This is a genomic window from Thermoactinomyces vulgaris (assembly GCF_003688725.1).
GTDB lineage: Bacteria > Bacillota > Bacilli > Thermoactinomycetales > Thermoactinomycetaceae > Thermoactinomyces > Thermoactinomyces vulgaris.
Map to the genome: position 1 here is coordinate 425,094 of NZ_REFP01000008.1, position 12,321 is coordinate 437,414.

Consider the following 12,321-nt stretch of genomic DNA (forward strand, 5'->3'; position numbering starts at 1 on the left):
GGAGGTGCGAAAGATGCCATTAACACCTTTAGATATACACAATAAAGAGTTTAAAAGATCTTTCCGTGGATATGATGTTGATGAAGTGAACGATTTTCTTGACCAGATTATTAAAGATTTCGAACTGCTCACACGGGAAAAACTGGAACTGGAACAACAAGTGGAAGAGTTACAGGCAGAGATTGAGCGTTTGATGGAAGACGAGTCCATGTTCCAAACCGGGCCGCAGCAAATGCAACAACAGCAGCAAGCCGCACAACCGCCGGCGCCGGCACCGGCACCGCAACCGATGCAACGTTATCCGGAGCCTGTTCAGCATCCGTCGCCTCAAGCATTGAGCTCGATGGAACAAAGCATTCACAAGTCGATCCGTGTGGCTCAGGAAGTGGCCGAGGAAGTTCGCTTAAACGCCAAGAAAGAAGCCGAGTTGATTGTTCAGGAAGCAGAGAAAAATGCCGACCGGATCATCAACGAAGCATTGCAAAAGGCCCGTGCCATCCACAGCGAGCTGCTTGATTTGAAACAAAAAGCCACCGTCTACCGTGCACGTTTCCGCACACTGGTGCAATCGCATCTGGACATTCTGGAAAACTCCGATTGGGAATCTTTGGAAGAGTTGGAGTCCGGTTTGGAAGAGCAAGGTAAGAAACTTGAACAATATGCGGAACAGGATCAATCCCGGGAGATGTTGATGGATCAAAACACCCAGGAGTATAAAGACTTCAACACCCAGGAGTATCAGGATTTCAACACCCAAGAGTACCAAGATTTCAACACGCAGGAATTCCAGGATTTCAATAACATGAACAATGTCGAAGATAATGCCGTCATGGACGAAGTCGCCGCTTCTTCTTATTATGAAGAAGAAGAACCACGCCGCGAGTTGCGCAGAACATCCAGAAAACTGAAGAAGAAAGCCATGTTTTAATGGACACGCCGATGTTCTGGGAGATCAGCAAAAGAGAATCAGGGCTAATGGTAAAGAAAGGGAAGAGTAGATAGGTAAACTCGTGTTTGCAGCGAATTAGGGATGGTGTAAGCCTAATCCGAGTTTCTATCGAAAATCACCCTGGAACTGTCACCTGAAATTGGAGTAAGGTCGACCGCGTCATCCACGTTAAGGATGGTTGAGAGGTTTTGTCTCCAATTCAAGGATACGAAGCCAGTAGGGTGGTACCGCGGGAAACCTTCTCGTCCCTAGAGGATGCAGAAGGTTTTTTTATGTTTTTAGAAAGGATAAAGGAGTGATCACACATGCCGGACTACCGTCAAACATTAAACCTGCCGAAAACCGATTTTCCAATGCGCGGGAACTTGCCCAACCGTGAACCGGAAATGCAAAAATGGTGGGATGAGATCGACATTTATCAGCAAGTGCTGGAAAAAAGAAAAGGAGCCAATTCCTTTATTCTGCATGACGGCCCTCCTTATGCCAACGGGGATTTGCACATCGGGCATGCTCTGAACAAAATTCTCAAAGATTTCATTATCCGGTATAAATCGATGAAGGGATATTATGCTCCTTACATTCCCGGTTGGGATACCCACGGTTTGCCGATTGAGCATGCCATCGTCAGCAAGAAAAAAGTGGACCGGAAAAACGTGGATCCGGTCAAATTCCGGGAAATGTGCAAAGAGTATGCTTTATCCTTTGTCAATAAACAAAAAGAACAATTCAAACGCCTGGGGGTCCGGGGAGACTGGGACAACCCTTATATTACGTTGAAACCGGAATATGAAGCCGAACAGATCCGTGTGTTCGGGGAAATGTTGAAAAAGGGTTATATTTATCGCGGGCAAAAAGCCATTTACTGGTCCCCGTCTTCCGAGACGGCACTGGCCGAAGCGGAAATTGAATACCGTGATAAACGCTCGCCGTCCATTTATGTTTTGTTCCCGGTGAAACGGGGCAATGATGTGCTTTCGGATGACAACACCTATGTGGTGATCTGGACCACCACGCCTTGGACGATTCCCGCCAACCTGGCCGTTGCTTTGCATGAGGATTTTGAATACAACCTGGTTGAGGCGAATGGACGCAAACTGGTGGTCGCCAAAGCATTGTTGGAGAAAGTGATGGAAGAGGCCGGCATTTCCGATTACCGGGTGCTGTCAACTTTTAAAGGGAAAGAGCTGGAAGGCGTCATTTGCCGGCATCCGCTGTATGACCGGGAAAGTCCCGTCATCTTTGGAGATCATGTCACTTTGGATGCAGGGACCGGTTGTGTTCATACGGCTCCGGGACACGGGGAAGAGGACTTTTATGTCGGACAAAAATACAATTTGGGAGTGCTTTGCCCGGTGGATGAGAAAGGGCGCATGACGGAGCAAGCTCCCGGCTTTGAAGGATTGTTCTATGACGATGCCAACAAAAAAGTGACGGAAAAGCTGGAGGAAGCCGGTTACTTATTAAAATTGGGCTTTATCACCCACCAATATCCCCATGACTGGCGGACCAAAAAACCGGTCATTTTCCGGGCGACCGAACAATGGTTTGCTTCGATTGACGGATTCCGTGAAGCAATGTTGGAAGAGATCCGGAAAGTCAAATGGACACCGTCCTGGGGAGAAATCCGCCTTCACAACATGATTGCCGACCGTGGAGATTGGTGTATCTCGCGGCAGCGGATTTGGGGCGTCCCTTTGCCGATCTTTTATTGCACCAAATGCGGCCATCCTCATGTGACCGATGAAACCATTGATTATATTGCCAATCTGTTTAAAGAACGGGGCTCTTCAGTCTGGTATGAAAAACCGGTTGAAGAATTGATGCCGCCAAATTCCACCTGTTCCGAATGCGGTCATGACAAGTTCCGCAAAGAAACCGATACGATGGATGTGTGGTTTGATTCCGGCAGCAGTCATCGTGCGGTTTTGGGAGGACGGGAAAACTTGCAATGGCCGGCGGACATGTATTTGGAAGGATCAGACCAATATCGAGGCTGGTTTAACTCGTCTCTGTCCACCGCCGTGGCAACCAAAGGGCAAGCTCCATATAAAGAAGTGCTGAGCCACGGATTTACCTTGGACGGAGAAGGGCGGAAAATGTCCAAGTCCCTGGGGAACGTGATTGCCCCGGCCAAAGTGATCCAACAATATGGTGCGGATATCTTGCGCCTGTGGGTGGCTTCTTCGGATTATCAGGCTGATGTGCGGATTTCGGATGCCATCTTGAAACAAACAGCCGAAGCTTACCGGAAAATCCGGAACACGTTCCGCTTTTTGCTGGGCAACTTGAACGGATTTGATCCCGATTCGGATCGTTTGGCTCTGAATGAACTGACCGAATTGGACCGTTATGCGCTCATCAAGCTGAATCGTCTGGTCGAGCGGGTGAGCAACTCTTATGATGAATATGATTTTCACCAAGTATACTATGACATCCACCATTTCTGCACGGTGTTTTTAAGCCAGTTCTACCTGGATGTGTTAAAAGACCGGCTGTATGTATTGCCCACGGATTCGGAAGTGCGCCGTTCGGCACAAACCGTGTTGTATGAAGTCTTGCTGACACTGGTGAAAATCATCAACCCCATCCTGCCGCATACGACGGAGGAAGTCTGGAAATACATTCCGGGCGATCGTGAAATCAGTGTGCAACTTTGTGATTTCCCGGTTGCAAGAGAAGATTGGTATGACGAAGCTTTAGAGAAAAAATGGGATGAATTGTTGACCATCCGCGATGTGGTCTTAAAAGCGCTGGAAGAAGCGCGGGCCGAAAAATTAATCGGAAACTCGCTGGGAGCGACTGTCGAAATCACACCGAATCCGGAAGCCGGGGAGTTGCTCAGGTCGACAGATCATTTGGATCAACTGTTTATTGTCTCCGATGTCGTCCTGAACGAAGCTTCTTCTGAAGTGACGGCGGAGGAGAAGGTGAAAGTGACGGTTCGTACGGCGGAAGGAGAAAAATGCGAGCGCTGTTGGGTGATTTCCCCGACTGTGGGTCAAGATGCCGACCATCCGCATCTGTGCTCGCGCTGTGCCACCATTGTGAAAAAATTGGGTGTCGATTTGAGCGAATAAAACAGAAAACGCAACAAATCAAAGCCCCCTTCTCAATAAAGAGAAGGGGGCTTTGGATTTGTCGTGCGTAAAATCAAGAAGAAGAGTCGGGCAACGGCTGATCCGCAAGGCCCGATTTGAACCGGGCCGCGCAAAACAGTACGATCATCATGGACAGGAAGACCATGCTGTTAATAATGTTATCCGGATTCAGCAACAGTGTGATGAAAATCACTGACAATACGGCCAGGGTGAAACCTGTCAAATACGGGTATAAAGGAATTTGGAAAAAAGGTTTTTCCTTGTATTGCTTCCGCAATTTCAACTGAGAAAGGCAAATGATGATCCAAAGCATGATGGTGGTGTAACCCGGAATTCCCATCAGATATTGAAACACGCTCTCTTCAGCCGCCATGGCGACAACCGACCCCAGAAGCAGGCTACCGGCGCACAGAATGAGGCTGTAAATGGGCACGCCGTTTTTGTTCAACCGGCTGAAAATCGCAGGGGCCTCTTTTTGTTTTGCCAACGAATACAGCACCCGGGAGCTGGAGTAAATCCCGGTGTTGGCTGCCGAAGTCACGGCGATCAGCAGGATAAAATTCATGATGTGCGCCACGCCTTTTAATTCCAAAGCGGAAAAGACGGTGACAAACGGGCTTCCTGCCTCGCCGACCTGATTCCAGGGCACCAGTCCCATGATGATAAACAATGGCAATACATAGAACAGGCAAATCCGGATAATGATATCTTTAATCACTTTGGGCAAGGATTTTTCCGGATCTTTCATTTCGGTGATGGTGAGCCCGATCATTTCGGTTCCACCATAGGAGAAGATTACAATCAAAAGGGAGGAAATCACGCCTTTCCATCCGAGGGGCAAGAAACCTCCGTGTGCCGTCAGATGGGTGAGATACGGCGGATTTTCCGTCGGAAACCATCCAAACATCAATCCGGAACCCAAAATGACAAAAGCCATCAGTGTGAACACTTTGATGCCGGTCAACCAAAATTCCACTTCTCCGAACAGGCCGACACTCAAAAGGTTTAAACCGACCAGCACCAAAGCGACCATAAAGCTGAGCAGCCAGACCGGAAGGCCGGTAAACCAGTAATGCAAAAAGGTTCCGGCGGCCACGATTTCCACGGCCATCACCAAAATCCACATGATGAAATAAATCCAACCGACCACAAATGAAACTTGGTATCCCAATGCTTTATAAATGAGTCCCCTTATGTCCAATCCTTTGTTGGCCAGCGCCATTTCCGCAAGCGATCCCATCACGATAAACAACAAAACTCCGGCGATCAGATAAGCGATCAGTACCCCGGGGCCGGCGGATTGGATCGTTTCTGCACTGCCCTGAAAAATTCCCGCTCCGATTGCGCCTCCCAAGGCAATCATTTGAACGTGGCGAGGGCGTAATTTTCTTTGCAATTGGCTCATTCGATGTTTTCACCCCACTTTATTACCCAAAAGCATAACAGTATAAAAGTGAAAAAGAAAGGGGTTTAATAAATTTGCGTTTATTCGAAATTATCAAATCGTCAACGGATGGGATACATGAAAAGGAGGTCAGGCGGAGAAGATATTGCTGACTCCATCAAACAGGAGGTGAAATGTAAAGTGGCAAATCCGGTTGTCCAACAAAGGCTGCGTCAAAAATTGGAACAGGAAAAAAGCCAAATTGAAAAACGGTTGAAACAAAACGATTCATACAGCATGGATCAAAGCATGAACGGATCGATCGGCGAATTGTCCGGTTATGATAACCACCCGGCCGATTTGGGGACGGAGATTTTCGAGCGGGGCAAAGATTTGGCCCTGAATGAAAATGATGAGCGCCGGTTGAAGGAAATTGACAAGGCGCTGGAGAGGATGAATCAGGGAACCTACGGGATCTGCAAAGTTTGCGGCCAAGAAATCGCGGAAGACCGGTTGGAAGCGGTGCCGACCACAGAGTATTGCGTGAATCACCATCCGGAGCAACATTCCTCCATCAGGCGTCCGGCGGAAGAAAAAGTGATGGATTCCGGCGGACGCAATCAGGACCAAAGTGACAAGAATTTTTACGATGGAGAAGATGCCTGGCAGGATGTGGAACAGTACGGCACTTCCAATCCCCCGGATTTTTTTGTGGAAGAAAGAAATTATAATGAGTTGATGATTGATTCGCATGAGCACCGGGGGTATGTCGACTTGACGGAAGGGTTTTCGATTACGGATTTATCCGGGAAAACGGATGAGATCACAGAAATCACCCACAATGATGCCTATGCTCAAAAAGAGCGGGAAGAACGGGAAGACGACCCGTTGTCGTAAGCTTGTGAGAAGACTCCGGCCTGTGCTACAATCGGAGGGATAAAAGGATTATCGACGGTGGGGGACAGGAGGAGGACTCTTGAGATATTATTTGATTGCGTTACTCATTCTTTTATCGGATCAAACCACAAAATGGCTCGTTGAACATAAAATGAATCTGTATGAATCGATTCCGGTGATTGACGGTTTTTTCTATCTGACCTCGCACCGGAACCGGGGAGCCGCATTTGGCATTTTGCAGGATAAAATTTGGCTGTTTGTCTCCATCACGCTGATTGTCATTGGCTTTGTGGTTTATTACTTATGGCAGGTCAAAGATGAAAAAAACCCATGGATGCCGACGGCGTTTTCCCTGATTTTGGGCGGTGCCGCCGGCAATTTGATCGACCGGATCCGGTTGGGAGAAGTGGTGGATTTCCTGCATTTCCAATTCGGTGCTTATCAATTTCCGATCTTTAATCTTGCGGATTCATCGATCGTGGTCGGCGTTTTTCTGCTCGTGGTGTTGACTTTTGCCAGTCCCGCGGCAGAAAAAGAGCCTTTAACCAAAGTGAGGGACACACAATGAACGAGTCATGGGAAAACATGGAGCATTATGAATGGACAATCGATGATTCTGCAGACGGGGAGCGGTTAGACAAATTCCTTCCCCAAAAAAATGAAGAATGGTCGCGTGCACGGGTTCAAGAATGGATCCGTGCCCAATTGGCTTGGGTGAACGGAAAAAATAAAAAAGGAAATTACCGTTTGAAGCAAGGGGATGTGGTCACCCTCAATGTCCCGCCGGTCACAGAGGCCGAAATCCGCCCGGAACCGATTCCCTTGGACATCCGTTATGAAGATGAGGATGTCATTGTGGTGAATAAACCCCGGGGGATGGTGGTGCATCCGGGACCGGGAAACAACTCGGGAACGTTGGTTCATGCGCTTTTGGCCCATTGCGGGGATGAACTGTCGGGGATTGGAGGGGTTGCCCGCCCCGGAATCGTTCATCGCATTGACAAGGACACCTCCGGGTTGTTGATGGTGGCTAAAAATGATCTGGCACACCAGTCGTTGGCGGCACAATTGAAGGAGCATTCGGTTGAGCGGGTGTATGTTGCTTTTTGCCATGGCGTGATTCCGCACGATCACGGCACAGTGGATGCCCCCATCGGAAGGGATCCCAAACACCGTCAGCGAATGGCTGTGATCTCTCAAAACAGCAAACCGGCGGTGACGCATTTTTTTGTGCGGGAACGATTTCAACAGGCGACATGGGTGGAGTGCCGGCTGGAAACGGGCCGGACGCACCAGATTCGGGTACATATGAAATATATCGGGCATCCGCTCATTGGGGATCCGGTCTACGGTCCGAAGAAAAATCCCTATGCGATTGAGGGGCAAGCCCTGCATGCACAAGTGCTCGGCTTTACGCACCCGAGAACGGGCCGGCGTATCCGTTTGGAAGCGGAGTGGCCGGAGGATATGAGAAAAATTTACAAGGCATTAAAGCAGCCGTTTTGTTGACAATCACAAAACCAACCGGTATGATACAGATAAGTGAAAAGGAACCTTTAAATCCAGTCCAGTGAGGCTGGCAAGGGCACGGAAATGTAAAAAAGGGTTGGTATGCCCTTTTTCAGGAGGTCTTTGTCTGCCGTCTGGCAAGACAAAGACTTTTTTTGTGCCGCCGAAATCAAAGAAGGGAGTTCTTGAAAGCATGGGAAAGGAAAAAGTGATCTTGGATGAAGCAGCGATTCGCCGGGCGTTAACCCGAATTGCACATGAAATTTTGGAGCGGAATAAAGGCGTGGATGACTGCGTTCTGATCGGGATTAAAACCAGAGGGATTTATCTGGCTGACCGGCTGAAAGAACGGATCCATCAGATTGAGGGAAAATCCCTTCCTTGCGGTGAGTTGGATATCACGCTTTATCGCGATGATTTGACGGAAAAAAATGATCAACCCGAAGTGCGGGAAACCAACATCCCGGACATCAACGGAAAAAAAGTGATTTTGGTCGACGATGTTTTGTTTACGGGAAGAACGGTTCGGGCCGCCATGGATGCTTTGATCGACCGGGGACGGCCGCAGATGATTCAATTGGCTGTCCTCATTGACCGCGGGCATCGCGAACTGCCGATCCGCCCCGACTATGTCGGCAAAAATGTTCCCACCTCCCGGGCGGAAGTGGTTTCGGTTTATCTCTCGGAAGTGGATGAGGGAGAAGAACGGGTCAGTATCCGACAACAAAATCAAGGATAGCATCAATCCCTTTTAAATCGGTCCAGTGAGTCCGGCAAAGGGATGCGGTTGACAAACAAGCGCTGTATTGTTTTACTGCGTCTCTTTGCGTATGGGCAAAGAGACGTTTTTTTATCCTCAACAAAGGAGTTAAGGCCAATGAGTTCACAAAAAATTGTCATGGATGTGCATGAAAAACCCAAAGCTTTGTCATGGCTCTTTCTCAGCTTTCAACATTTGTTCGCCATGTTTGGCGCCACGATGCTGGTGCCGTTGTTGACGGGGATGAATCCGGCCGTCGCACTGTTATCCAGCGGAATCGGGACGCTGGCCTATTTGATTGTGACACGGGGCAAAATCCCGGCATATCTGGGGTCTTCGTTTGCCTTCATTGTTCCGGTGATCACCATTTCCCAAGGAGGAAAGCATCTGGGTGAAGCGTTATTCGGATGTTTCCTGGTCGGGATTGCCTACGGAGTGGTGGCCCTGATTGTATACCAGTTTGGCGTGAAATGGCTGGATCATTTGCTGCCCCCGGTTGTAATCGGCTCGGTGGTGATTGTCATCGGCCTTTCGCTGGCAGGCACGGCGGTGGACATGGCCAGCAAAAAAGAAGTGATCGTGGACATGCCGCAAACCGCAAGCGGATGGGCGGCATTGGACGGAACCATTCAATCCGTCGATCCGGAAAATGAAAAGGTTCAATTGCAGGTTTATTCTTTGGAGAACTTTATCGTGGCACTTGTCACCTTGGGAATCGCCATCACGGCCAATTTAGCATTCAGCGGATTCCTTCGCTTCATCCCGATACTGCTTGGGCTGATTGGCGGATACCTGACGGCTTTGATGATGGGGATGGTGGACTTTGCCACGGTGAGGGAAGCCCCGTGGTTTGCCGCTCCTGAGTTGACGGCACCGGTCGTTTCGTGGCATGCGACTGTGGTGATGTTGCCGGTGGTGTTGGTGGTGTTGGCCGAACACATCGGACACTTGGTGGTACAAGGAAACATCATGGGCAGAGACTTGGTGAAAGATCCCGGATTGCACCGTTCTTTGTTGGGGGATGGGCTTGCCACCAGCATCGCTGCCCTGGTCGGCGGCCCTCCGGCCACCACTTACGGGGAAAACATCGGGGTGATGGCCATGACCCGCATTTTCAGTGTCTGGGTGATCGGAGGAACGGCTGTCCTGGCTGTCATGTTCAGTTTCGTGGGAAAAATATCGGCACTCATTCAAACCATTCCCACTCCGGTGATGGGCGGCGTTTCGATCCTGTTGTTTGGTGTCATCGCCTCCAGCGGGTTGCGGATGCTGATTGAAAATCAAGTGAACCTGGATAACCGTCGCAACCTGGTGATTGCATCGGTCATTCTGGTGATCGGAGTCGGAGGGGCGTTGCTGAAATTGGCCAACATCCATCTGGAATTGGAAGGGATGGCGTTGGCAACCGTCACCGGCATTCTGCTCAATCTGGTCTTGCCTGAAAAAGATTCGCGGCAAAAAGAGTTGGCGGAAGCAGCCTGACAGACAGGAGGGATTCAGTTGACTGTGACGAAGCGAAGGTTCGCCCCCAACCATTTGTTTGATACCAAGGATTTATCCAGAAATGAAATACAAACGCTTTTGGACCGGGCGCAGTATTGGGAGGAGCATTGGCAACCGGGACATGCACCGTATCAAGGGCGGTTTGCGGCAAATCTGTTCTTTGAGCCGAGCACCCGGACCCGCTTTTCCTTTGAAGTGGCCGAAAAAAAGTTGGGAATGGAAGTGATTCATTTCTCTCCGGAAGTTTCCAGCACGGCCAAAGGAGAGTCGCTGTATGACACGGTCAAAACCTTGTCTTCGCTCGGAGTCCGTGTCGTGGTGATCCGGCACGCCGACCCCTGTGTTTTTCAGGAATTGGCCGACCGGCTGCCGGAATGCGCGCTCGTCAATGCCGGAGCCGGATGCCTGGCCCACCCGACACAAGCCTTGTTGGATTTGTACACCATGAGGAAGCATTTTAAAGAGTTGGAAGGAAAGAAAGTAGCGATGATTGGCGATATCAAGCACAGCCGGGTGGTGCGTTCCAGTCTCTGGGCGTTGTCCCGGTTTGGCATGGAGATCATGGTGAGCGGTCCGGATGGAATGCGGGATGAAGAGATTGAACAACTGGCGCCTTATGTGCCGTTTGAAGATGCTCTCCGGGAAGCTGATGTGGTGATGATGCTGCGGGTGCAGTTGGAACGGCATGACCAAACGCTGTTTTCTTCTGCACAAGCGTATTTCAGGCAATTCGGGCTGACCCGTAAACGGGCCCGGCTCATGAAGCCGGATGCCATCATCATGCATCCGGGACCGGTCAACCGGGGCGTGGAAATTGCAGATGAAATGGTTGAAGATCAGCGTTCGAAAATTTTCGAACAGATGAAAAACGGAGTTTGGGTGCGGATGGCGGCCTTGGAAAGAGCGATGGGAGGGGATTTTCGTTGCGTATCCTGCTGAAAAACGGGAACTTGTTGGATCCGGAAAGCAAAGAATTGGTGCAAAGAGATTTGTGGATTGACGGGCAAAAGATCCGGGCGATTGCCCCGGAGATCCGTCCCGATGAAGAAGTGACGGTGATTTGGGCCGACGGAAAACTGGTTTGCCCCGGGCTGATTGATATGCATGTTCATTTGCGCGAGCCCGGATTTGAGCAGAAAGAGACGATCGAATCGGGATGCCGGGCGGCGGCGCGCGGCGGATTCACAACGATTGCGCCGATGCCGAACACCAACCCTGTCACCGATTCGCCGGACAAAATTAAAGAAGTGATCAATCGCGCAAAGAAAACCGGTTTGGCCCGGGTTTTGCCTTATGGTGCCATCACCATCGGACAGCGGGGGGATGAATTGACCGATATGGCCGGCATGAAGAAAGCCGGGGCAATCGGTGTCACTGATGACGGGGTCGGCGTGCAAAGCGCCAAAATGATGAAAGAAGCGATGAAGAAAGCCGTGGCGGCAGACCTTCCGGTGGTGGCCCACTGTGAGGATGACACGCTGGCCAAAGGCGGATGCGTCCATGAAGGCGTGTTTGCAAAAAAGCACGGCCTGATGGGAATCCCTTCGTCTGCAGAAGCGGTCCATGTGGGGCGGGACATTTTGCTGGCGGAAGAGACAGGGGCGCACTACCATGTTTGCCACATCAGCACCAAAGCGTCCGTCCGGCTGGTGCGGGAGGCCAAAGCCCGCGGGCAAAAAGTGACGGCCGAAGTGACTCCGCATCATCTGTTGTTGTGTGACGAAGATATCCCCGGACCCGATCCCAATTGGAAAATGAACCCGCCCCTCCGCTCCAAAGAAGACCGGCAAGCATTGATCGAAGGTTTGAAAGACGGTTCGATCGATTTGATTGCGACGGATCATGCCCCGCATACGGCGGAAGAAAAACAGGCGGGAATCGAACAGGCCCCGTTCGGCATTGTGGGTTTGGAAACGGCATTTCCGCTGCTTTATACGCATCTGGTCATAAAAGGTGTGATTACGTTGCACGAATTGGTGGACAAGATGACCTTGAAACCGGCGGAAGTTTTCCGGTTGCCTTACGGCCGCCTGGTGGAAGGGGGACCGGCCGATATCACGGTCATTGATCTGGACCGGGAAAAAGTGATTGATCCAAAGGACTTTGCTTCCAAAGGCCGCAACACCCCGTTTGCCGGTTGGAAATTAAAAGGGTGGCCGGTTCTGACCATCTTGAACGGAAAAGTGACATGGCAAGATGACGATTGCCTGATGTAGTGGAA

General features: G+C 50.3%; 10 protein-coding genes and 1 other annotated feature. Of the genes, 9 read left to right on the forward strand and 1 reads right to left on the reverse strand.

What is annotated here, in order from left to right; translation table 11 throughout:
* Positions 1-13: 13 nt before the first annotated feature.
* A complete protein-coding gene (locus ATH33_RS06585; RefSeq protein WP_049720285.1) occupies positions 14-928 on the forward strand; it encodes a DivIVA domain-containing protein in 915 nt (304 codons plus the stop codon).
* A 44-nt stretch (positions 929-972) separates the two neighbouring features.
* Positions 973-1,202 (forward strand) — a binding site (T-box leader).
* Between the two features lie 52 nt (positions 1,203-1,254).
* Positions 1,255-4,026, forward strand: coding sequence for an isoleucine--tRNA ligase (gene ileS / locus ATH33_RS06590; protein WP_049720284.1), 2,772 nt, complete (start codon positions 1,255-1,257; stop codon positions 4,024-4,026).
* Between the two features lie 73 nt (positions 4,027-4,099).
* On the opposite strand, the gene ATH33_RS06595 is transcribed toward ileS, so the two are convergent.
* Positions 4,100-5,452, reverse strand: a complete 1,353-nt coding sequence (locus ATH33_RS06595; RefSeq protein WP_049720283.1) for an amino acid permease — start codon at positions 5,450-5,452, stop codon at positions 4,100-4,102.
* Positions 5,453-5,569: 117 nt separating this feature from the next.
* Here ATH33_RS06595 and ATH33_RS06600 point away from each other — a divergent pair, with 117 nt between their 5' ends.
* From ATH33_RS06600 to ATH33_RS06630, 7 genes are all read left to right on the forward strand, one after another.
* The gene (locus tag ATH33_RS06600) at positions 5,570-6,328 is read left to right on the forward strand and encodes a TraR/DksA C4-type zinc finger protein (protein ID WP_170151241.1); all 759 of its coding nucleotides are present in this window, start codon (positions 5,570-5,572) and stop codon (positions 6,326-6,328) included.
* Positions 6,329-6,407: 79 nt separating this feature from the next.
* Complete coding sequence (lspA, locus tag ATH33_RS06605; RefSeq protein ID WP_049720281.1) at positions 6,408-6,896, forward strand: signal peptidase II; 489 nt, start codon at positions 6,408-6,410, stop codon at positions 6,894-6,896.
* 17 nt (positions 6,897-6,913) lie between these two features.
* Complete coding sequence (locus tag ATH33_RS06610) at positions 6,914-7,837, forward strand: RluA family pseudouridine synthase (protein ID WP_121874252.1); 924 nt, start codon at positions 6,914-6,916, stop codon at positions 7,835-7,837.
* Between the two features lie 193 nt (positions 7,838-8,030).
* Positions 8,031-8,576 (forward strand): bifunctional pyr operon transcriptional regulator/uracil phosphoribosyltransferase PyrR, encoded by a 546-nt coding sequence (pyrR, locus tag ATH33_RS06615; RefSeq protein ID WP_037995129.1) that lies wholly within the window; start codon positions 8,031-8,033, stop codon positions 8,574-8,576.
* 138 nt (positions 8,577-8,714) lie between these two features.
* Positions 8,715-10,079, forward strand: coding sequence for a uracil permease (gene uraA, locus ATH33_RS06620; protein ID WP_121874220.1), 1,365 nt, complete (start codon positions 8,715-8,717; stop codon positions 10,077-10,079).
* Positions 10,080-10,097: 18 nt separating this feature from the next.
* The gene (locus tag ATH33_RS06625; protein WP_206760016.1) at positions 10,098-11,039 is read left to right on the forward strand and encodes an aspartate carbamoyltransferase catalytic subunit; all 942 of its coding nucleotides are present in this window, start codon (positions 10,098-10,100) and stop codon (positions 11,037-11,039) included.
* Positions 11,024-12,316, forward strand: a complete 1,293-nt coding sequence (locus ATH33_RS06630; RefSeq protein WP_121874221.1) for a dihydroorotase — start codon at positions 11,024-11,026, stop codon at positions 12,314-12,316. Before ATH33_RS06625 ends, ATH33_RS06630 begins: the two co-directional genes overlap by 16 nt.
* The last annotated feature ends 5 nt before the right edge of the window (positions 12,317-12,321 follow it).

Excerpts from the sequence above, each read along its gene's own strand:
- ATH33_RS06595 (WP_049720283.1), bottom strand. The coding sequence starts at position 5,452 with ATGAGCCAATTGCAAAGAAAATTACGCCCTCGCCACGTTCAAATGATT.
- uraA (WP_121874220.1), top strand. The coding sequence starts at position 8,715 with ATGAGTTCACAAAAAATTGTCATGGATGTGCATGAAAAACCCAAAGCT.
- ATH33_RS06585 (WP_049720285.1), top strand. The coding sequence starts at position 14 with ATGCCATTAACACCTTTAGATATACACAATAAAGAGTTTAAAAGATCT.
- ATH33_RS06610 (WP_121874252.1), top strand. The coding sequence starts at position 6,914 with ATGGAGCATTATGAATGGACAATCGATGATTCTGCAGACGGGGAGCGG.
- ileS (WP_049720284.1), top strand. The coding sequence starts at position 1,255 with ATGCCGGACTACCGTCAAACATTAAACCTGCCGAAAACCGATTTTCCA.
- pyrR (WP_037995129.1), top strand. The coding sequence starts at position 8,031 with ATGGGAAAGGAAAAAGTGATCTTGGATGAAGCAGCGATTCGCCGGGCG.
- ATH33_RS06600 (WP_170151241.1), top strand. The coding sequence starts at position 5,570 with ATGAAAAGGAGGTCAGGCGGAGAAGATATTGCTGACTCCATCAAACAG.